At 70.4% G+C, this 21926-nt stretch carries 18 protein-coding genes; 2 read left to right on the top strand and 16 right to left on the bottom strand.

Annotated elements, in window-relative coordinates; translation table 11 throughout:
• Positions 1–61 precede the first annotated feature (61 nt).
• From ACZ4S3_RS08260 to ACZ4S3_RS08285, 6 genes are all read right to left on the bottom strand, one after another.
• On the bottom strand, positions 62–751 hold the full coding sequence (locus ACZ4S3_RS08260) for an ABC transporter ATP-binding protein (RefSeq protein ID WP_467928210.1): 690 nt from the start codon (positions 749–751) through the stop codon (positions 62–64).
• Complete coding sequence (locus tag ACZ4S3_RS08265) at positions 748–1272, bottom strand: PadR family transcriptional regulator (RefSeq protein WP_467928215.1); 525 nt, start codon at positions 1270–1272, stop codon at positions 748–750. Before ACZ4S3_RS08265 ends, ACZ4S3_RS08260 begins: the two co-directional genes overlap by 4 nt.
• 106 nt (positions 1273–1378) lie before the next feature.
• Positions 1379–3745: an FtsX-like permease family protein gene (locus ACZ4S3_RS08270; protein WP_467928220.1), complete on the bottom strand. Its 2367-nt coding sequence runs from the start codon at positions 3743–3745 to the stop codon at positions 1379–1381.
• Positions 3742–4308, bottom strand: coding sequence for an ABC transporter ATP-binding protein (locus tag ACZ4S3_RS08275; RefSeq protein ID WP_467928225.1), 567 nt, complete (start codon positions 4306–4308; stop codon positions 3742–3744). The genes ACZ4S3_RS08270 and ACZ4S3_RS08275 overlap by 4 nt, the downstream gene beginning before the upstream one ends.
• Positions 4309–4435: 127 nt before the next feature.
• Positions 4436–4747, bottom strand: coding sequence for a type II toxin-antitoxin system antitoxin (locus ACZ4S3_RS08280; protein WP_467928228.1), 312 nt, complete (start codon positions 4745–4747; stop codon positions 4436–4438).
• Positions 4744–5679, bottom strand: a complete 936-nt coding sequence (locus ACZ4S3_RS08285) for an SPFH domain-containing protein (protein ID WP_467929641.1) — start codon at positions 5677–5679, stop codon at positions 4744–4746. The genes ACZ4S3_RS08280 and ACZ4S3_RS08285 overlap by 4 nt, the downstream gene beginning before the upstream one ends.
• A gap of 302 nt (positions 5680–5981) precedes the next feature.
• Here ACZ4S3_RS08285 and ACZ4S3_RS08290 point away from each other — a divergent pair, with 302 nt between their 5' ends.
• Positions 5982–8279, top strand: a complete 2298-nt coding sequence (locus tag ACZ4S3_RS08290) for a transglycosylase domain-containing protein (RefSeq protein ID WP_467928231.1) — start codon at positions 5982–5984, stop codon at positions 8277–8279.
• A 95-nt stretch (positions 8280–8374) separates the two neighbouring features.
• Here the strand turns inward: ACZ4S3_RS08290 and ACZ4S3_RS08295 are convergent, their stop codons facing one another.
• The 8 genes from ACZ4S3_RS08295 to ACZ4S3_RS08330 all read right to left on the bottom strand — a co-directional run bounded on the left by ACZ4S3_RS08295 (position 8375) and on the right by ACZ4S3_RS08330 (position 19677).
• Positions 8375–9838 (bottom strand): catalase, encoded by a 1464-nt coding sequence (locus ACZ4S3_RS08295; RefSeq protein WP_467928235.1) that lies wholly within the window; start codon positions 9836–9838, stop codon positions 8375–8377.
• 175 nt (positions 9839–10013) lie between these two features.
• A complete protein-coding gene (locus ACZ4S3_RS08300; protein WP_467928240.1) occupies positions 10014–12524 on the bottom strand; it encodes a SpoIIE family protein phosphatase in 2511 nt (836 codons plus the stop codon).
• 63 nt (positions 12525–12587) lie between these two features.
• On the bottom strand, positions 12588–13271 hold the full coding sequence (locus ACZ4S3_RS08305; protein WP_467928244.1) for a class I SAM-dependent DNA methyltransferase: 684 nt from the start codon (positions 13269–13271) through the stop codon (positions 12588–12590).
• Positions 13272–13481: 210 nt separating this feature from the next.
• The gene (gene fomD / locus ACZ4S3_RS08310) at positions 13482–14213 is read right to left on the bottom strand and encodes a cytidylyl-2-hydroxypropylphosphonate hydrolase (protein WP_467928248.1); all 732 of its coding nucleotides are present in this window, start codon (positions 14211–14213) and stop codon (positions 13482–13484) included.
• A 129-nt stretch (positions 14214–14342) separates the two neighbouring features.
• Positions 14343–15788, bottom strand: a complete 1446-nt coding sequence (locus tag ACZ4S3_RS08315) for a class II fumarate hydratase (protein ID WP_467928253.1) — start codon at positions 15786–15788, stop codon at positions 14343–14345.
• A gap of 138 nt (positions 15789–15926) precedes the next feature.
• Positions 15927–16244 carry a hypothetical protein gene (locus ACZ4S3_RS08320; protein WP_467928258.1) on the bottom strand — a complete coding sequence of 106 codons (318 nt, stop codon included), beginning with the start codon at positions 16242–16244 and terminating at the stop codon, positions 15927–15929.
• A 144-nt stretch (positions 16245–16388) separates the two neighbouring features.
• Positions 16389–18074, bottom strand: coding sequence for a murein biosynthesis integral membrane protein MurJ (murJ, locus tag ACZ4S3_RS08325; RefSeq protein ID WP_467928263.1), 1686 nt, complete (start codon positions 18072–18074; stop codon positions 16389–16391).
• Positions 18075–18237: 163 nt separating this feature from the next.
• Positions 18238–19677 (bottom strand): MFS transporter, encoded by a 1440-nt coding sequence (locus tag ACZ4S3_RS08330; RefSeq protein ID WP_467928265.1) that lies wholly within the window; start codon positions 19675–19677, stop codon positions 18238–18240.
• A gap of 308 nt (positions 19678–19985) precedes the next feature.
• Between ACZ4S3_RS08330 and ACZ4S3_RS08335 the strand changes: the two genes are divergently transcribed.
• Positions 19986–20840, top strand: a complete 855-nt coding sequence (locus tag ACZ4S3_RS08335; RefSeq protein ID WP_467928271.1) for a helix-turn-helix transcriptional regulator — start codon at positions 19986–19988, stop codon at positions 20838–20840.
• A gap of 15 nt (positions 20841–20855) precedes the next feature.
• On the opposite strand, the gene ACZ4S3_RS08340 is transcribed toward ACZ4S3_RS08335, so the two are convergent.
• Together ACZ4S3_RS08340 and ACZ4S3_RS08345 are read right to left on the bottom strand one after the other, a co-directional pair.
• On the bottom strand, positions 20856–20978 hold the full coding sequence (locus tag ACZ4S3_RS08340; protein WP_467929646.1) for a DUF397 domain-containing protein: 123 nt from the start codon (positions 20976–20978) through the stop codon (positions 20856–20858).
• Entirely contained in the window at positions 20935–21846 is a 912-nt protein-coding gene (locus ACZ4S3_RS08345; RefSeq protein ID WP_467928276.1) for a helix-turn-helix domain-containing protein, read from the bottom strand. Before ACZ4S3_RS08345 ends, ACZ4S3_RS08340 begins: the two co-directional genes overlap by 44 nt.
• Between the last annotated feature and the right edge of the window lie 80 nt (positions 21847–21926).

A 21926-nucleotide genomic window follows, 5' to 3' on the forward strand; every position in this document is an offset into this window, starting at 1 on the left:
CCCACGTACGGACAGCCCACGTACGGACAGCCCACGTACGAACAATCCACGTACGGACGGCTCATACCAGGCCCGCCAGCATGTCCTTCACCTTGCCGTCGCGGACGACGATCTCGCGGTCGGAGTAGGCGGCGACCCGGGATTCGTGGGTGACCAGCACGACCGCGGCGTTGGTGTCGCGGGCGGCATCGGTCAGCAGGGCCATCACCCGCTCGCCGTTGAGGGAGTCCAGGGCGCCGGTCGGCTCATCGGCGAAGATCACCCGCGGGCGGGTGGCGAGCGCGCGGGCGACCGCGATCCGCTGGCCCTGCCCGCCGGAGATCTCACCGGGCCGCTGACCGCGTACGGCCTCGACCTCCAGCCGCTCCAGCCACCCCTGCGCCTGCCGCTCGGCCTCCTTGCGCTTGGTGCCGTTCAGCCGCAGCGGCAGCGCGACATTCTCCAGCGCCGTCAACTCCGGTACCAGCTGACCGAATTGGAAGACAAAGCCGAAGTCGGAGCGGCGCAGGGCGCTGCGCCGGGCGTCGCCGAGGCGGGTCAGGTCGTGCGGGCCGTAGCGCACCGTGCCGGAGTCCGGGGTGATGATCCCGGCGAGGCAGTGCAGCAGCGTCGATTTTCCGGAGCCGGAGGGGCCCATGACGGCGACCACCTCGCCCGGGTGGATGGAGAACTCCGCGCCGTCCAGTGCGGGGGTCGCGCCGTACGCCTTGTGCAGTGCCTCGGCACTGAGCAGGGATCCCTCCGGCGTCATGCCCGGACCGTCTCTGCCAGTCGGTCCAGCCGGGCGGCGGTCAGCTCCAGCCAGCGCAGATCGGCCTCCAGATGGAACAGCGCATGGTCACAGATCAGCTGGTCGGCGAGGTCGCCGCCGCGCTTGCGCTCGGTCAGTCCGCGCATCAGCCGCAGATGCTCGGTGCGCTGGGTGTCCAGCAGCTCGGCGGCGTTGCGGTCGGTCAGCAGCGCCAGGACGACCTTGGTGTAGAGCGTGGACTGCAGGTAGGGCTCGGGCTTCTCGGGGCGCGACAGCCACTGGGCGACGTCCGTGACGCCGGCGTCCGTGATGGCGTACCGCTTGCGCTCCGGGCCCGCGCCCGCCTCCACGGCGTCCACCTCGACCAGGCCGTTCTTCAGCAGCCGGGACATCGTGGAGTAGACCTGGCCGTAGTGCAGCGGCCGGTCCTGCCCGAAGTGTTCGTCGAAGGCTCGCTTGAGGTCGTAGCCGTGGCGGGGGCCGGACTCCAGCAGGCCCAGCAGCGTATGACCGATTGACATGCCGACCACCTTACGTTGCGGGTGTATCCGTCGTGTATACGCGGGAGGTATAGCGGGAAAGCGGCCCCGGGGACCGGCGGTGGCCGGGCCCCGGGGCCGCCGTCGCTCACTCCGTCCGCAGCCCGTCCGGCCGCATCATCCGCCACAGCGGCGGCAGGCTCAGGAGGGTGACCAGAGCCACGAGCGCGGCCCCGGTCGCGGCCGGCGGCCAGACCGCCGACCATGCGATATCGCTCTTGCCCGCCATCCGCAGCAGCACGAGACCCAGCCCGACACCGCCCGCGACGGACAGGGCGAGCCCCAGCGCCACCGGGACGGCCGTCTGCCACAGCACCGACCAGCCGAGCGTGCCGCGCCGGGCGCCGAACGCCACCAGGACCGAGAGCAGCCGCCGCCGCTCGCGCAGCTGCTCCAGCATGGAGACCAGCATGCCGGCGGCGATCAGCGCCAGGGTCGCGGTGGAGGCGACCAGCAGGCCGGTGCGCACGCTCGCGAACTGTTTGTCGCGGGTGAGGTTCTGCAGGGTGCGGACGTCCGTCACCGGATCGATGCGGGCCGCGGTGTTACGGGCGTACTCCTCGGCGTCGGGGACGCGCGGGTCGACCTGGACCATGGCGCGGGCCCTGGGGGCGGCCAGGGCGGCGGTGTCCAGGGCGCCGGGGGTGGCGAAGATGCCGAAGTTCAGCCGGCCCATCGGGTCCTTGCGGGAGTAGACCACGCGGGCCGACTCCGGGATGGTCCACAGCCGCGGCCTGCCGGCCGGCTTGTCGGTCATCAGGTCGCGGTTGAGGAGCACCGTGGCGCCGGGCCGCGCGGTCCGGGCGAGGTACGTGTCGTCCACCACGCCGCTGCCGTCCTTGACCACGAAGACATCGCCGTCCTTGCAGGCGCCGGTGCGGGCCAGCTCCCGCAGGGTGGTGCAGTCACCGACGGTGACCTCGGTGCTCGGGATGAAATCCTCGCCCTTGCGCTGCGGTCCCGGCCGGGAGGCCGAGCTGTGAATGGATGCGATCACGCCGCGGACGCCCTTGGTCGCCCGGAACTCCGCGATCATCTTCCGGGTCGTGGCGATGTCCCGGGCGGGCAGCCCGATGTCCAGCTGCGCCCGGCCGGAGTCCTGCCCCGTCACCTTCATGAAGTCGCCCTGGACGGCGGCGAAGAACAGCTGGAGGGCGATGGCCCCGGTGACCGCGACGGTGATGCCGCTGACCGCGCGGGCGGCCGCGCCGCTGCTCAACTGGAGGCGCCGGGCGGCCAGTTGCCACGGCACCGGACCACCCCGAAAGCGCGCCACGACCGCCTCGACCAGCCACGGCAGCAGCACGCTGATCCCGACGAGGAACAGCACCGCGCCGCCCGCGATCCCGTTCGCACGGACCACCCCGCCGTCGGCCCGAGGCCGTCCGCTGACCAGCATCAGGGCCGCCCCCGCGACCGGCAGCGGCAGCCGCCACCACAGCCGGCGCCGCCGCCCCAAGGAATTCCGTACGACGCCCAGCGGCTCGATGGCGACCCCGCGCAGCGCGAACAGCGTGACCGCCACCGACAGCAGCGGTACGGCCGGCAGCACCAGCGCCGCCAGTGCGGGGACGGGGGCCACATCGGCCGGAAAGGTATTGACGTCCCAGATGGTGACCGAGCTGATCAGCTGCCGCGCGCCCAGGAACAGCGCACCGCCCAGCAGCAGCCCGCACAGCGCGCCGAACAGGGCCTCCCCGGCGGCCATCCGGCGGGTCATCCCGATATCGGCGCCGACCAGGCGCAGCGCGGCCAGCCGCCGGTCGCGCCGCTCGCCGCCGAACCGCACGGCGGTGGCGATGAAGAGGGCCACCGGCGTCAGCAGCACCACACACGCCACGATGATCAGCAGGGTGAGCGTCGGGGGCATGGCCACGTCCTCGGTCTTCCGGCCGAAGGCGGTGATGCGGAAGGCGTCGTCGCCGACGGTGAGGGAGGCACGTCCCGCGTAGTACGTCAGGTCACCGGGCCCGACCAGACCGGGGTCGCCGATGGTGCCGGCGATCCGCAGCGGCAGCCGCTCCCGCAGCAGCTTCCCGTCCGCCGAGGCCAGCAGCTCCTTCAGTGCCGGGGAGATGACCATCTCGCCCGGCCGCGGCAGCGCCGTGACGCCGGGCGGCCGGGGTGCGGCGGGGCCGTCGGGACGCAGCAGCATGCCCGTGATGCGGTCCCCGCGGAACGTGGTCTCGGTGTGGGTGACGACCAGGGTCCGGGCGGACGGCTCGGCCGGTGTCTCCGGGCGCGTCGGGATACGGGCGTCCCCGCGCTGCTGCCGGTGCTCGAGGATGTGCGGGACGGACGCGGCGCCGAGCAGCAGCACCACACCCAGCCCGACGCCGACGGCCGTCAGGGCCGTACGGATCCAGCCCTCGCGCCCGCCGCCGGCCGCGAACCGCATCCCCATCGCCAGGTCCCGGGCCCAGGCGCCGCGGCGCTCCTTCTTGTCCGCGCTCATGCCGCGGCCGCCACGTCCCGTGCCACGCCGTCCCGCACGACGACCTCGCGGTCGGAGTACGCGGCGACCCGGGTCTCGTGCGTGACCAGCACGACGGCGGCGTTGGTGTCCCGCGCCGCATCCGTCAGCAGCGCCATCACCCGCTCCCCGTTGAGGGAGTCCAGGGCGCCGGTCGGCTCATCGGCGAAGACCACCTGCGGCCGGGACGCCGGCGCGCGGGCCACCGCGACCCTCCCCCGGCTATCGCTGGGAGGTGCCCCCAGCCCCTGCCCGCCGGAGACCTCACCGGGAAAGACGAAGCCGAAGTCGGAGCGGCGCGGGGCGCTGCGCCGCGTAAAGCTCATGGCGGTGAGATCGCGGCCGCCGTGGCGGACGGTCTTGGAGTCCGGGCCGATGACGCCGGCGAGGCAGTGCGGCAGCGTCGACTTGCCGGAGCCGGAGGGGCCCATGACGGCGACCACCTCGCCCGGGTGGACGGAGAACTCGGCGCCGTCGAGCGCGGGCGTGGACCCGTACGCCGTGCGCAGCGCGGTCGCCTCGAGCAGGGCACCGGCCGGGGTCATGCGCGGGCCTCCGGGCGTGCGGGCAGGGGGTGTCCGATGGGCATGCCGCGCACTCTACACGAGGTGTATACCTACGATGTATAGATCGGAGTCCTGGCCGGCCGCCGGCCACTTTGCCGCCCTCCGCTCAGTTGCCGCCCGGCCGGTGGTCACCCTCCGAGGCCTCCGGAGCATCCGGAGCCTCCGCCGCCCCTTTGGGCGGCCGCCCCCGCCGGGGAATCGCACCCGCCCCCCGGGGCAGCCGTCCCGTGTCCGCCAGTGCCTTGCGCAGCAGGAACTCGATCTGTGCGTTGGCGCTGCGCAGCTCGTCGCCCGCCCAGCGGGCGAGGGCGTCATGGATCAACGGGTCGAGCCGCAGCAGTACCTGCTTGCGCTGCTGCGGCCGCCGCGCGGGGGTCCGACCGCCTTCGGCGCCGGACCCCTCGGTGTCGGCGCTCACTGGTAGAGCGAGCCCGTGTTCAGGACGGGCTGGGCGGCCCGGTCGCCGCACAGCACCACCATCAGATTGCTCACCATCGCCGCCTTGCGCTCGTCGTCCAGCTCGACGATGCCCTGTTCGCTGATCCGCTCCAACGCCGACTCGACCATGCCCACCGCACCCTCGACGATCTGCTGGCGGGCCGCGACGACCGCGCCGGCCTGCTGGCGCTGGAGCATCGCGGAGGCGATCTCGGGGGCGTAGGCGAGGTGGCTGAAGCGGGTCTCGATGATCTGCACGCCGGCCGCCTGCACCCGGGCGGTCAGTTCCAGGGCGAGCTTCTCGGTGATCTCCTCGGCGTTGCCGCGCAGCGACAGGCCGCCCTCGTCGTGCGCGTCGTAGGGGTACTCGATCGCGATGTGCCGGACGGCCGCCTCGGCCTGGGTGCCGACGAACTCCAGGAAGTCATCGACCTCGAAGAGCGCACGGGCGGTGTCCTCCACCCTCCATACGGCGATGGCGGCGAGCTCGATCGGGTTGCCGTAGGCGTCGTTGACCTTCAGTACGGCGGTCTCGTGGTTGCGCACCCGGGTGGACATCTTCCGGGCGGAGGTCAGCGGGTTGACCCAGCGCAGGCCGTCGGTGCGGATGGTGCCCACGTACCGGCCGAAGAGCTGGATGACCCGGGCCTCACCGGGCGCGACCATCTTCACGCCGGTCATGCAGAAGAAGGAGCCGATCACCAGCAGCGCGCCGACGATCGCGAACGGTGCGGTCAGCGACCGGTTGTCGCCGGAGCTGAGGACGCCGCCGACGCTGATCGCGGCGATGCCGAGGGCGACCCCCAGCACGGTCAGCAGCAGGGCGAGGCCGCCCGGGATGCTGTGCGCCGTGGTCTCGCGAACCTGTGGCTCGGGCAGCTGTGGGACGTCTATGACCGGGTCGGCGGCCATCTGGTCGGTCCGGGCGGGCTGAGCGGGCTGAGCCGTCATAGGAGTTTCCCCGTGTCTGGGGCGCGGCGCGTGATGTCCGCCGCACCAGGTGATTTCGCTGGTCTAGCAAAGTGATAGCACTTTAGCGCTCTGGCCTGCCAGGATCCAACGGGATGACCGAAACCCCCCTATCGGTTCCCGCGCTCCCCGTGCTCTTTGTCACGCCAGGAAAAGCCGTGATCGATGAGTATCTGTTGACAGATGCGGTGTTAGCTTCAACAGCTGAATGACCTGGGGGCGGAACGACTGGAGTTGCGGGAGCGATGGGCCGAGCTGACGAGCGGCGGGCGCGGCAGGGGAACGCCCGCCGGGCCAAGCCGAAACAGAGAAAGCCGAAGCAGCAGAAGAGCCTCATACGCCGGATCTTCGGCTGGAAGAAGATCCTCGGAGCCTTCCTCGGAATGATCCTCCTGGGCATGCTCGCCTTCATCGGCCTGTACCTGTACGTGGACGTCCCCACGGATGGCAACAAGGACGCCAAGCTGCAGAGCAATGTCTTCAAGTACGCCGACGGGAACGTGCTGGCGCGGGACGGCAAGGTCAACCGCGAGACCGTCCCGCTCAGCAGGATCCCCAGGCAAGTCCAGCAGACCTTCGTCGCCGCCGAGAACAAGAACTTCGAGCACGACTCCGGCGTCGACCTGGTGGGCACCTTCCGCGGCATCCTCAACACCCTGATGGGCCACGGCAAGCAGGGCGGCTCGACGATCACCCAGCAGTACGTCAAGAACTACTACCTGAGCCAGGAGCAGACGGTCAGCCGTAAGCTCCAGGAGATCGTGATCTCGCTGAAGGTGGACAACAAGTTCACCAAGGACGAGATCCTCGCCGGCTACATCAACACCAGCTACTACGGCCGCGGCGCCTACGGCATCCAGGCCGCCGCCCAGGCCTACTACAACGTGGACGTCGACAAGCTGAACGTCTCGCAGGGCGCCTATCTCGCCTCGCTGCTGCAGGCACCGAGCCAGTACGACTTGTCGAGTGCGACCGAAACCGGCAAGAAGCTCGTCACGCGCCGCTGGGCCTACACGCTCAACAACATGGTCGAGATGGGCAAGCTCAGCCGGGCGGAACGCGCCAAGCAGAAGCTCCAGAAGCCACAGGACCCCAAGCCGCTGCCCGGCGTGACCGGCCAGAAGAGCTACATCATCGAAGAGGCCAAGCAGGAGCTCTTCGCCCAGGGCGTCGACGAGAAGAAGTTCGCGCTCGGCGGCTGGACCGTCACCATCGGCATCGACCGCAACAAGCAAAAGGCGCTGGAGAAGTCCGTCAAGCGCAAGCTCACCGACCATCTCAAGCCCGACAAGCGCAAGGTCGACGCGGACGCCCAGCTCGGCGCCGCCTCCGTGGACCCCAGGACGGGCCATATCGTCGCCATGTACGGCGGCGCGGGCTACCCCAAGCACTACCGCAACAACGCCACGCGCTCCGACTACCAGCCGGCCTCCACCTTCAAGCCGCTGATCCTGGCCTCCGCGATGGAGAACCACAAGACCACCCAGGACGGCGTGCCGATCAACCCGAACACGATCTACGACGGCCACAACCGCCGTCCGGTCGTCGGCGGCGGCACCCCCTTCGCGCCGCCCAACGAGGACGAGCACGACTACGGGAAGATCACCGTCCAGACGGCGACCAACAACTCCGTCAACGCGGTCTTCGCGCAGATGGGCGCGGACGTCCGCCTGGAGCAGGTCAAGCAGACCGCGGTCAGCCTGGGCATGGACGGCAAGAAGATGGACGTCCAGCCCGCCATGACCCTGGGCACCATGGGCGCCAGCCCGCTCCAGATGGCCGGCGTGTACGCCACCCTCGACAACCACGGCAAGAAGGTCACCCCGACCCTGGTCACCAAAGCGGTGCACGGCGAGCAGAAGCTCAAGCTGCCCGACCCGATCGGCGCCCCGGTCCTCAGCCGGCAGACGGCCGACACCATCACCTCCGTCCTGACGGGTGTGGTCAACGACGGCACCGCCACCCAGGCCGTGAAGAACACCGCCTACCAGGCGGCCGGCAAGACCGGCACCTCCGACGACAACAAGTCGGCCTGGTTCGTGGGCTACACGCCCAAGCTGGTCACCGCGGTCGGCATGTTCGGAGAGTCCCCCAACGGCGGCGCCCAGGTCAGCCTCAAGGGCACCGGCGGCGGCGGCCGGGTCAACGGCGGTGGCTATCCGGCGCAGGTGTGGGCGGACTACACCCAGGCCGCGATGGGCGGTAACACCGGCGCCCAGTTCGAGCTGGAAACCGATCTCGGCGCCGGGGTGGCCCCGACCCCCACCCCCACGCCGAGCAACACCCCCTCGTCGAGTCCCTCGTCGAGCCCCTCGCCGAGCGAGACCCCCTCGCACACCCCGACGCCGTCCGGCACCCCGTCGGACTCCGGCACCGGCCGCCCGACGGGACGTCCCACCGACCCGACACCGAGCGGCTCCGGCTTCCCGGACGGCGGCACCACCGACGGCCCCGGCGGCGGCACCGGCGGCAACGGGAACGGCGGCAACGGACCGGGCGGCACCACCACGAACGACAGCAACAGCCTGCCCGGCTTCGACTGACCCGCAGGACACACGCACGCAGCACACACGGCACCGCGGCCCCCGCCTCAAGGCAGGGGCCGCGGTGCCGTATGCGGTACTCGGGCCTGAGGTGCTCAGCCTCCGTTGACGTTCTTGGCGATCCGGTCGCCCACGTTCTTGTCGATGTTGCGCCAGTACTGCAGCGCCCGGTCCAGCACCGGCCGGCTGACGCCGTTCAGCAGATGGCCGGAGACATTGCCGACCAGCCGGTCGCGGGCCGCGTCGTCGAGGACCTGGCGGACCATCGTGCCCGGCTGGCCCCAGTCATCGTCGTCGCTGCGCAGCGTGTAGGCCGTACGCACCATCTCGCCGCTGGTCTCCCAGCCCGCCGGCTCACCGTAGGTCGCGGTGTCGGCCGCCGGGCCCCCGTACGAGTTCGGGGCATACGGCCTGGCCACCCGGGCCGGCTCGTAGCGCATCGGACCGTCCTTCGCGTACGAGTGGACGGGGACGTGCGGCCGGTTGGGCGGCAGCTGCAGGTAGTTCGGGCCGATGCGGTAGCGGTGGGTGTCCGGGTAGGAGAACAGCCGGCCCAGCAGCATCTTGTCCGGCGACGGGCCGATGCCCGGCACCATATTGGACGGCTCGAACGCCGCCTGCTCGATGTGGATGAAGTAATCTTCCGGATTCTTGTTGAGCGTCATCCGCCCGACCTCGATCAGCGGGTAGTCGCCGTGCGGCCACACCTTGGTCAGGTCGAACGGGTTGAAGCGGTAGTCCGGGGCGTCCGCGAACGGCATGACCTGGACATACAGCGTCCACGAGGGCGCATTGCCGGACTCGATGGCCTGGTACAGATCACGGCGGTGCAGATCCGCGTCCTCACCGGCGATGCGGTCCGCGTCCTCCTGGGTGAGGAAGTCGATGCCCTGGTCCGTCTTGAAGTGGTACTTGATCCAGAACTTCTCGCCGCCGGCGTTGATCCACATGTACGTGTGCGAGCCGTAGCCGTTCATGTGGCGGTAGCTCTTGGGGATGCCGCGGTCGCCCATCAGCCAGGTGACCTGGTGGGCCGACTCCGGAGACAGCGTCCAGAAGTCCCACTGCATGTCGTTGTCACGCAGCCCGCTCTCCGGGCGGCGCTTCTGCGAGCGGATGAAGTCCTGGAACTTGATCGTGTCACGGACGAAGAAGACCGGGGTGTTGTTGCCCACCAGGTCGTAGTTGCCGTGCTCGGTATAGAACTTGAGAGCGAAGCCACGCGGGTCGCGCCAGGTGTCGGGGGAGCCCTGCTCGCCCGCGACGGTCGAGAAGCGGGCCAGCATCTCGGTCGTCTTGCCGGGCTGGAAGAGGTCCGCCTTGGTGAACTGGCTGACGTCGTTGGTGACCTCGAAGATTCCGTATGCGCCGCTGCCCTTGGCGTGCACCACCCGCTCGGGGACCCGTTCGCGGTTGAACTGGGCCATCTTCTCGATGAGGTAGTGATCCTGGAGCAGGATCGGACCGTCCGGACTCACGGTCAGCGAGTGCTCGTCGCTCTCGACCGGAATACCGGCGTTATTCGTGGTGCGCGGGACATTCTGCGCGGGGCTGGTCATGGAGGAATGCCTCCCGTTCGATGACTGGGGCGGGGGGTGGTGGGGGTCAGTCAGTCCCTATTTGTCCACCCCAGCAGTCAACGCCCACCGACGGCCTGTCGGCAAGAGTTGGACCCCGTCCGGTCTCAGACGGGGTCCAATATGTGGGACAAATGGCCGTACCGGCCCCGGGCGCTCAGCCGCGCTGCGCCCCCGACGGCATCGACAGCTCGAACCACACCACCTTGCCCATACTCAGCCGCGTCGCACCCCACCGGCGCGCCATCCGGTTGACCAGATACAGCCCCCGCCCGCCCTCATCCGACGGCCGGGCCTGCCGCAGCCGCGGCAGCTGCGGCACATCGTCGCCCACCTCACAGCGCAGCACATCGGTCCGCAGCAGCCGCAGCGTGATCGGCCGCTCCGCATACCGCACCGCATTCGTGACCACCTCGCTGACCAGCAGCTCCACCTGGTCGGTCAGCTCATCCAGCCCCCAGCGCGCCAGCGCCCGCCGCGCCAGTCGGCGCGCCTGCCCCGCCGTCTGCGCCTTCGGGTCCAGATACCAGTACGCGACATCGCTCGGCGCTATGCCGTCGAACCGGGCAGCCAGCAGCGCGATGTCGTCATCGCGGTCGCCGGGCCCCAGCATGTCCAGCACCTCGTCGCACAACGGCTCCAACGGCGGCGGATTGGGCCCCGTCAGCCGCGCCGTCTCGGTCAGCCGCTCCCGCAGCTGCTCGATACCGGTCCACACATCCCGGATCCGCGACTCGACCAGACCATCGGTGTACAGCACGAGCGTGGCACCCGCCGGGGCATCCAGCTCCACCGCCTCGAAGTCCACCCCGCCGACGCCGATCGGCGCGCCCGGCGGCACCCGCAGCACCTCCGCGCGCCCGCCGCGGTGCAGCATCACCGGCGGCGGATGCCCCGCGTTCGCGATGATGATCCGGTGCGCGACCGGGTCGTACACCGCGTACAGACAGGTCGCCATGCGGTCCGAGCCCAGCCGCTGCGCCTGCTCGTCGAGATGGTGCAGCACCTCCTGCGGCGGCAGATCCAGCCCGGCGAGCGTCTGCGCCGTCGTCCGCAGCTGCCCCATGATCGCGGCCGACGTCATCGAATGCCCCATGACATCACCGACCACCAGCGCCACCCGGCTGCCCGGCAGCGGAATCGCGTCGTACCAGTCACCGCCCACCCGGGCCGTCTCGGCCGCCGGCAGATAGCGGCTGGCCAGCCGTACACCCGTCGGCTGCGGCAGCGAGTCCGGCAGCATCGTGCGCTGCAGCGCGTCGGCGATATACGCCTCGCGCCCGTACAGCACCGCCTTGTCCACACCCAGCGCGGTGTGCGTCGCCAGCTGCGCCGCCACCAGCAGATCGTCCGGCTCGAACGCCGGCCGGTCCGGACGCCGCAGGAACACCGCCGCACCGATCACCCGCCGGCGCCCCCGCAGCGGCGCCAGCACCACCCGGTGGCCACCGGGCAGCAGGGTGTCCGGCCCCAGCAGCTCGGGCAGCGCCGTACGCGCCGCCTGCGCCTCACCGAACAACGGCCGCACACCCCGCAGCACCTCCGCCAGCGGACCGCCCGGCCGCACCTCGGCCAGCTCCGCCGCGCTGCCGCCCATCGCGGGCCCCAGATCGGGCTGCGCGGGCAGCACCGGCAGCCGGTGGCCGTTGGTGTCCGGCTCCTCCGGGATCCGGTCCGTACGCCGCAGCCGCAGCACCACCGGCCCGGTCGGCCGCTCATCACCCACCGGCAGCGGATCGCGCAGATAGACGAGGATGGCGTCGGCGAAGGTCGGCACCGTCGCCCGGCACAGACCGAGCACGATCTCGTCCAGGTCTATGCCGCGCGCGATCCGCCGCGTCGCCGCACCGATGAACCGCAGCCGGTCACCGCCCGCCTGCCGGGCCGCCACCACGTCGCTGCTCTCGCCCGGGTGCGCCGAACGGGCCGGGGGAGCGGGCGGCGGGCCCGCCGGCGGCGGCACCTGCACCCCGGCGGCCTCCCCGGCCACCGGGCGCGCCGCCTCACCGGACAGCCCGGCCTCACGCTGCCGGCCGATGCCCTCACCGGGCCGCTGCTCCTGGCCCGTGCGCGGCTCCTCACCCGGCTCGGGCACCTCGGCACGGCCCACCGCACCCTGTCCCGCCGCCTGCACGGCACGGACCGCGGTTCGTTCCTCCGGCACGCCGGCCGGCCGCCCGGCCACGGGCATCGCCACCTCCCTGTACGAGTCCGGGTACGCGTCGCCGTACGAGTCCTCGTACGAGCCGGTCGCGCCCCGCGCCGCGGCGCGAGAGGCCGCATGGTCACTCACATGATGACGCGTCACCCGCCCCGCCGTGTGCTCCGCGGCATCGCGCTCCGCCTCCCCCGCCGCATCCCGCTCCGCCGCACCGTGATCCGCGACCGGCTCGTCCTCGGCGCCTCCGCGCATGCCACCACCGCCCATGCCGGCCTCCAGGCCGGCGCCCATACCGATGTTCATGCCGATGTCATCACCGCCGCGCACCGCGAAGCCGGTACCGGGAACGGGCACGAACCCGGTCGCGGTGGCCTGCGGCAAGGCGCTGCGCGGATCGGGAACCGCGCCGAGCGGCGCCGTCCCGCCCGCCCCCCGAAAAGGGGACGCCGAGGGCGCGGCGGTCGAGGCCGACCGCCGCGATTCGTGGGAGGTGGGGTGCTCCGTCACGCGTGGGATTCCATCCGTCCGGGCCTGCATACCTGATACCTGACACGCCGTCTGTCGGGCGCGTCAGGCGCGTCGCAGGTGCAGAAAGAGCTGGATCTCGGGTGGTACGTCCGTACTCGCCGGGGCATACGCATACGCATCCTCCCCGATGACCTCGAAACCCGCGTCGCGCACGACCCGGCGCAGGTCATCCCGCAGGTATCCCGATACCCGGACCGAGGTGCCCAGGAACGGAATCGTGAAGTCGTCCACATCCGCTTCGACCATCGACAGGGCCAACACCCCGTCAGGTCGTAGGAGATCATGCAGCAGGCCCAGCGCGTAAGGGATTTCCGCACGCGGCAGCATCAGAAGCGAGAAAAAGGCGGCAATTCCGTCGAAGGAACCGGGACCGCCGAGCCGGCCGCCACGCAGATCGGCGATGTCCAGCCGGTGGAATTCCGAGGCCGGGGCGTTGTCCCGGGCCAGTTTGATCATCGAGGGCGAGAGGTCCACCCCCACCACACGGTGTCCCGCATCCGCCAACTGACGGGCGGTCGGCAGACCCGTACCGCACCCGACATCCAGGATGCGCGAACCGGCCGGCAGTGCGTCGGCCAGCCAGGCACCCGACGCGAGCTGGCCTTCCTTGTGCGGGAAGGCATCGTTGTACCGGTCGCCGATCGCGTCGAACGCCTCGGCCTGGCCGGCCCGGTCAAGTGCTAACCGGTTCAGGCCCTCATATTCGTCGTAGCTTCTCGCGCTCACGACCTCGCCCCTCCTGCGACCGCGGTCAAGTTCGTTTTCCCGTTCTGGAGTTGCGCCTGTGCAGTCTTGCGGAGGACGATCCTACGGTTGCCGACCCCCGGCACAGCAAGGGGGCTCGGTCCCCCTTCTTGCCACACAAGAAAAGGCAGTGCCCATAGGCGCGTCTTTCCCGGTTCGCCCGGTTCACTCGCCCCACTTCCCTTTACGCACTCACGACCGCAAACGATCCGGTGCACGGTCCCACTTCTCCGGAAGCCGGGGAACCTCCCAGCCGGGATCGGGCCGCCAATTCTCCCAGCCGTCGGCGAACGGCCTGCCCCACGCCCCGATCTGTGCAACTGCGGCCCGCCCGGCAGACCTGACCTCGGCCGCCTGAGCGGACGTCATCAGCCCATCCCGCCGCGCCTGCGCGAACTCGTCCTCGTCCCGCCACTCCCAGTGCCGGTCCGGGTAGACACAGATGTCAAGAAAATGGTCCTGCGAGTCAATGCCGCCCACCCAACGGCGGCGCGGCTCCTCCAAATTGACGTACCAGTTCTTGAACTGCCAGTCCTGCTCCCAGAACAGCCACACCGACCAGGGATCCCCCGGCCGCGCCAGCTTCAGCACCCCCGTCCCGAACCACGGGCCGAACGCGGTACGGCGCGCCCTGGTGTAACGGGTGGCCAGCGGCTCGCGGTGCACCGGCGTCCCGTCCGCGAGCACCGGCCTGACACAGCGCGTACCGGGCGCCAGCCACACCGCGAGCAGCTCCTCGGTGTCCTGGACAACGGTCACCGGACGGGCGATATGGATCCGACGGGAGTCGGCATTATCCCGATAACGCCACAGGATCTGCTCCCCCCGCACCCACCGAGCCTCCCGCGCCCGCCCCACCGTACGGGCCCGCTCGGGGGCACGGGCCGTTCCGCCTTCCGTCGTCCCCACCATGTCCGCTGTCATGACCAGAGCTTAGGACCAAGGCGTTACGCGCGCCGTGACCTGAGCCGCACCGCACGTTAAGGGCGGGTGAGGACACCCGTAGGGCCTGTCCGGTGGATCAGGGCCGGAAAGGCCCTGACGCGCACGACGTCACGGACGGGTCATCCGCAGCACATCCAACGCCGCATCCAGCTGCTCCTCGCTCAGCAGCCCCCGCTCGACATAACCCCCCTCAACGACCACCTGACGAATCGTCTTCCGCTCCGCCAGCGACCGCTTCGCCACCTTCGCCGCTTCCTCGTACCCCAGGTACTTGTTCAGCGGCGTGACCACGGACGGCGACGATTCGGCATACTCCCGCGCCCGCTCCACATTCGCCGTGATCCCGTCGACCGTACGGTCCGCGAGCAGCCGCGCCACATTCGCCAGCAACCGCACCGACTCCAGCACATTCCGAGCAATCACCGGAAGCATCACATTCAGCTCAAAATTGCCGGCCGCGCCCGCCGCCGCCACCGCCGCGTCATTGCCGGTGACCTGCGCCGCCACCATCAAAACGGCCTCCGGAATCACCGGGTTGACCTTCCCCGGCATGATCGACGAACCCGGCTGCAGATCCGGCAGCACAATCTCCGCCAGCCCCGTCCGCGGCCCGGAAGCCATCCACCGAAGATCATTGGAAATCTTCGTCAACCCCACACCGATGGTGCGCAGCTGACCACTGATCTCCACAATTCCGTCCCGCGCCCCCTGCGCCTCGAAGTGATTACGGGCCTCCGTCAGCGGCAGCCCCGTGGCCAGCGCCACCTCCGCAATCACCGCCGCCGAGAACCCGGGCGGCGTATTGATGCCCGTCCCCACCGCCGTCCCCCCGAGCGGCAGCTCCGCCAGTCGCGGCAACGACGCCCGCAGCCGCTCCACCCCATACCGGGCCTGGGCCGCATACCCCCCGAATTCCTGCCCCAGCGTCACCGGCGTCGCATCCATCAAATGCGTCCGCCCCGACTTCACCACATCCGCGAATTCCACCGCCTTACGCTCCAGCGAGTCCACCAGATGCTCCAGCGCCGGCACCAGATCACGCAGGACCGCCGCCGTCGCCGCGATATGAATCGACGACGGAAACACATCATTCGACGACTGACTGGCATTGACATGATCGTTGGGGTGGACCGCCCGCCCCAGCCGCTCACTTGCCAGCGTCGCGATGACCTCGTTGGCGTTCATATTGGACGAGGTCCCCGACCCCGTCTGGAACACATCCACGGGGAAGTGCTCGTCCCATCGCCCCTCGGCCACCTCCCGGGCCGCCTCCTGCACAGCCGCCGCGATATCGCCGTCGAGCACCCCCAACTCCGCGTTGACCTTTGCCGCCGCGGCCTTGATCCGCGCCAGCGCCTCGATGTGCGCCCGCTCCAGCCGCTGCCCCGAAACCGGGAAATTCTCCACCGCCCGCTGCGTCTGCGCCCGCCACTTCGCATGCGCGGGCACCCGCACCTCGCCCATGGAGTCGTGCTCGATGCGGAAGTCGTCAGGGTGGCCGGGGTTGCCGGGGGCGTGGCCGGAGCCGGTGCCGAAGTCGCTGTTCTCGCTCATATCTCTTTCAGTACCCGGAGCCGCGATTCTGTTCCCGGATACGGGCACCGGCTCACCGATCGGCACACGTACGGACGAGGACCCGACTCCGAAGAGCCGGGCCCCATGAGCGCACCGCTCAGCGGCGGCGTTGCAGGCTCACCCTCGCACGCACTTGTAGTACTCCCCCTTGAAGACCTCGGCCCCCCGGAGCTCCTCCTGCGCCATGAGTCGGTACTGGGTGATCTTGCGCTGGTCCGGGTGGGCCTTCCGCTCTTCCAAGTCGAGGAGGGCCACGTACTTGTTGCCCAAGGCCTCGTGCTCGCCCGCCTCCTTCATGTACTTGTCGCAGTTGCGGCCACTGGCGGCCGCGGACTTGGCCGGGGCGGCGGTGGCCGGGGCGATGCCGGCGAAGGTGATACCGGCGACGGCGATGGTGGTGGCCGCCATGGCCAGCGGGCGCCTCATTGTGCGCATGGTTCGCGTTCCCCCATGAATGTGGTCATGAAACGAAGGGGCGTGGCGCAGGTCCCGCGCCACGTCCTCGAACGGTCTATCGATCATGAAGACGCGGGAGACAGGTCGCCGGGTTCCCGGTTCCCCGCCGATGCCTGACCCAGGTCAGCGCCCGAGCCGCCCCCGGACCATGCCGACCATCGCATCGACTTCCGGCAGCCGCATCAGACGGGCGAGGACCACAAAGACACCCAGCAAGACGCCCCCGCCGGCCAGCAGTGCCACCAGCGAGCCCGACGCGCCGCTACCGAGGGCCTGGGTCACCGCATACGCCACGCCCCCGCCGGTCAGCGCCGCGGGGGCCGCCGCGGCGACCAGACGAGCGTAGGTACGCAGCACGCGCGAGCCGTCCAGATCGCCGCCCAGCCGCCCGCGCAGCCGCCGCCAGGCGACGCCCACGCCGACCGCGTAGCCCAGACCATAGGAGGCGGCCATACCGGCGACCGCCCAGCGCGCGGGAAGCACCGCGAAGCACAGTCCGGACGCGGCGGCGTTCACCACGGCGACGATGACCGTGTTGTAGAAGGGTGTGCGGGTGTCCTCGTAGGCGTAGAAGCCGCGCAGGACGACGTACTGCACCGAGAAGGGAATCAGCCCCAGGCCGAAGGCCATCAGGACATAGCCGATACCGCGGGCCCCCTCGGCGCCCGAGCCGGCATAGAGCAGCGTGGCCATCGGGACGCCCAGCGCCAGGAACGCGAAGGCGCAGGGCACGATGGCGACGGCCGAGGTCCGCAGGCCGTACGAGAGGTCATCGCGGACCGCCGCCGCATCACCGTCCTGAGCCGCGCGGGCGATCCGCGGCAGCACGGCCGTCATCACCGACACCGTGATGATGGCCTGCGGCATCTGCCACAGCAGCAGGGCGTATTGATAGGCGGTGAAGCCGGCGCCGGTGTACCCGGCCCGCGCGGCGAGGGAACCCGCCTTGGTAGCGAGCTGAGTGACGACGATCAACCCGATCTGGTTGGTGAGAACAAACAGTACCGTCCACTTGGCCAGGCCCACGGCCTTCCCGAGTCCATGCCCCCGGAAGTCGAACCGCAGCCGCAGCCGGAAACCGGCATCACGCAGATACGGCAACATGGCCAGCGCCTGCACGGCGAGACCGAGCAGCGTGCCCAGACCGAGGAGCCGTACGCCCTCCGGGGTGATGGTCGAGGCATCGACACCGGAGTCGGCGAAGCCCCCGAACGCCCAGATGAAACCGCCGAACGCGGCGATGATCACGACGTTGTTGAGCACCGGCGTCCACATCATCGCGCCGAAGCGGCCGCGGGCGTTGAGGATCTGCCCGAGCACCAGATGCGCGCCCATGAAGAACATGGTGGGCACGCAGTACCGCGCGAACGCCACAGTGACGGCCATCCGCTGCGGATCGGAGGCGATATCCGGCGACATCATCCGCACCAGGAGCGGGGCCGCCAGCACACACAGCGCCGTGACGCCCGCCAGCACCACCACGACCAGCGTCAGCAGACGGTTGGCATACGCCTCGCCCCGGTCGTCATCCTTCTTCATGGCCCGTACGAGCTGCGGAACGAAGACCGCGTTCAGCGCACCGCCGCCGACCAGGACGTAGATCATCGTAGGCAGGACATTGGCGACCTGGTAGGAGTCGTTGAGCGTGTCGACACCGATGGCCGCCGCCATGACCAGAGTGCGGACAAATCCGGTGACACGGGAGACGATCGTCCCCGCCGCCATCACGGCGCCGGCCTTCATCAGGCCCGAAGCGCCCCCCGCCCGGCCCCTCTTGGCGCTCGCCTCAGGAGCCTCAACCGCGTTCATGCCTACCCCACCCCACCGTGTTCGTTGTGGGGTCAGTCTTCCAGGCCGGCGATGAAGACGGCCCAGGCCTGGTGGGGATGAGCAGCACCGGCCCGTACAAGTCCCTGGAGTCCCTCACGTACGGGGACCGGGCCGGTGCCCCGGACACCAGGGCGAGCCGTCGTCAAAGCCCCGCCCGGTCCCGCGGCAGCAGCCAGGCGGCCAACGCCGTCGTCACGCACAACGTGACGCCCACCGCGATGAGGCTCGCGCGCATACCCGGGAGAGAGAAGCCCTCGCCCGTGCCGCCGCCCGCGAGCAGCACACCGAACAGCGCCACGGCCAGGGCTCCGCCCGTCTGGCGGAGGGCGTTGAGCAGGCCGGAGGCCGTGCCGACACGGTGACCGGGGACGGCGTCCATGAGTAGGGCGGTGAGCGCGGGCACGGCCAGCGCGCCGCCCATGCCCGTGGGAACGAGAAGGACCAGGACCAGCCAGAGCGGGGTGTGCGCCGCCAGCGGGAGCAGCGCGAACATCGCCAGGGCCAGCACCGCCTGGCCCACCACGATGACCGCGCGGCGGCCCACGCGCTCCGCCAGCCGCGGGGAGACGAGATTCATCGACGTGATGACCGCCGCCAGGGGCACGAACATCAGCCCCGCCGCCGTACCCGTCATGCCACGCAGCTGCTGGTAGTAAAGGCCGAGCAGGAAGATGACGCCGTAGAAGCCCGCGTTCACGGCGAAGCCGACCACAAGCGGTACGGCAACCTGACGCTGCCGCAGCATGCCGAGCGGGACCACGGGCGCACGGTGCCGCTTCTCGACGGCGTGAAACGCGAAGCCCGCGGCCACCGCGACCGAAAACGCGGCCAGGACCGGTGCGGACGTCCAGCCCATGTGCCCGCCCTCGATCACCGCGTACGCGAGACCCGCGAGGGCGAGGACGGCGGTGGCCTGCCCCGCCAGGTCGAGGGGCGCCGGGCGGCGCGGCGAGGGGGCGATACGGGCGAGGAGCACCAGCACCACGGCGCCGATCGGAAGGTTCAGAACAAAGACGGTGCGCCAGCCCGCCGCCTGCGTGAGCACACCACCGAGCACCGGCCCGGCAGCCATGGCGACGGAGCCGCCAACCGTCCACAGCGCGATGGCGCGTGCGCGCCGGCGCGGGTCCTCGTACGCCTGCCGGATCAGCGCGAGCGAAGCGGGCATGACGACCGCCGCCGCCCCGCCCTGCACGACGCGCGCCGCGATCAGCGGGGCGATGCCGGGCGCGAGGGCGCAGCCGAGGGAGGCGACGGTGAACAGTGCGATCCCCCACCCGTAGGCGCGCCGCGCACCGGCCCGGTCGGAGAGGGCGCCGGCGGACAGCATCAGCGCGGCGAACATCAACGTGTACGCGTCGACGACCCACTGCAGCCCGGACATGCCGGCCTGGAGAGAGGTGCGGATGGCAGGCAGCGCGATATTGACGGCGGAGACGTCGATGGAGATCACGGCGAAGCCGAGAAGGGACACGATCAGCGCAACGGAGGAGGCCGGTGACGAGAGCGGCCGCGACGGCGTGTGGTGCTCCGCCGCGGGCGGTATGGGCCTGTGCCGGCGTACGGCAGTGGGGGACGGCATACGGGGACTCCCTCGGATCGTGCGTCTACGGGTGGCGGAGGCTCGCCCTGGCGCGGAGCGAACGTGCGACGGGCCGGGCCCCGGAAGGCGGCGGCACCCCGCCGCGGGGCACGGTGCGGGCGGCACCGTCCACCACGTCCGCGGTCCGGCGTCATGCGCCCCCTGGGACCGCGGCGGCCGGGCCGCCCGCAACACGACCAGTCTGTTCCGCCGCCCCACGCGGCGGCAGGCCGCGCTGTACCGGGGTGCCGCGTTCCTGGCCCTGACACGGCCCCCCAACCACGGCCGCCACAGGGGACAATGACCGGATGGCAGACGGCACTGAGCTGGGCAAGTACCTACGGGCGCGGCGCGCGCGCATCACCCCCGAGGACGCGGGACTGCCCGCGGGCACCGGGATCCGCCGCACGCCGGGGCTGCGCCGCGAGGAGCTGGCGACGCTCGCAGGAGTGAGCGTGGACTACTACACGCGGCTCGAACGCGGCCGCGAGACCAACCCCTCACCGGCCGTGATCGACGCTCTCGGCCGCGCCCTGCGCCTGCGCGGAGACGCCCACGAACGACTGCACGACCTCGCCGAACTCGCCTCCAGGCGCCTCACGGAGCCGCACCCCACCACCGAACACACCGTGCGCGAATCCGTCCTGCACATGCTGGAGGCGGTGCGCCCACTGCCCGCCTACGTCGTCAGCCCCCACAGCTACATGCTGGCCGCCAACCCGTCAGGACGACGACTGCTGCCCGGCCTGTGGGACTGGCCGCCGGAACAGCGCAACGTCACGCGGTATCTGTTCCTGCACCCCGTGGGACGCACCCTCTACCAGCCCTGGGAGGAGACCGTCGCCCAGTCCGTGGCACACCTGCGCGCGGTCGGCGGCACCGATCCGGACTCGCCCCAGATGGCCGCCCTCGTGGGAGAACTCCTGTTGAAATCCCCGGACTTCGCACGACTGTGGGACCGGTACGACGTAAAGGAACGCGGCGGCGGCACCAAGAACTTCGCGCACCCGAAGGTCGGCCCGATGACACTCACCTACGAGGTCATGACGCTGGCCCGGACCGGCGGACAGCGACTCGTCGTCTACCAGGCCCCGCCCGGCACCCCGGACGAGGCGGCGATGCTGCGCCTGGAACCCGCGGCCGGGCACACGAGCCCGACCTGATCCAAGCGACAGGCCCTAGCCCTTCAGCCCGGCGATGAACGCGGTCCAGGCCCTGTTGGGGATGAGGAGCGCAGGCCCGTGCGGGTCCTTGGAGTCACGTACGGGGACCAGGCCGGGGTGGTTGTCGGCGACCTCGATGCAGTCGCCCTCTGCGTGATTGCTGTAGCTGGACTTGCGCCAGACGGCGGCGCTCAGATCGGGACGGGACGCACTCAGCACGGTAGGTGCCCTCCATCACAGATTGGATCATGTCGAGCGACATATTCGGTGGTAGGGCCAGGGCCCGAAGCCGATCGTAAGCCACCGAGAATTCCTTCACATCTCCTGACTCCTCGAAGAGTTGGCCGCTCAGGCCGCCTTCGACGTAGGCCGCTTCTGCGCCGTCTGGCAGGGCCAGAATCTCGAGAGACCCGCCCAATCCGTGTGCCCCGCCGTCGAAAGGCAGGACCTGCACCGTGATGTGTGGGTTGTCGGCTGTCTCAAGCAACCGGGCGAGCTGGGCCCGCATCACGTCCGGACCGCCGACGGGCCGGCGAAGGACCGCCTCGTCGAGGACGACCCATAGTTCGGGCCGGTCCGGGTGGGTGAGCCGAGCCTGCCGCCCGAGCCGAGCGGTCAGCCGTTCCTCCAACTGCTCCGGGCTCTTCAGCGTCAGGCCGACGCTCAGAAGCTCGCGAGCGTAGTCCTCGGTCTGGAGCAGGCCGGGCACGACGACCGCCATGAACTGCCTGAAGGTGAGCGCCTGCTCGGACAGCCCGATGAACTTCCGCGACCAGTCCGGAAACGTCTCCCGGTAGACATACGGCCACAGGTCGACCAACAACCCATCGGCGCCCAACGCCTCATCCAAGTCCCGCGCCAGATCAAGTGTCGGTTTGGCGCCGGTGCACCGCTCGATCTGATTGATGCGGGTGCTGTGCGTCTTCACCCGCTCGCCGAGCGCGGTCTGCGTCAGACCGGCGCGCAGGCGGAGCTTGCGGAGACGCGTACCGAACAGCGCCGCCATGGATGACGCAGGGTCAATTTCTTTGGCCACAGCCTCACTTCCGTTCTTACGGCTGCAGGATTCAGGTCTGACTCCCTTCC

The sequence above is a fragment of the Streptomyces sp. NPDC028368 genome (assembly GCF_055565615.1).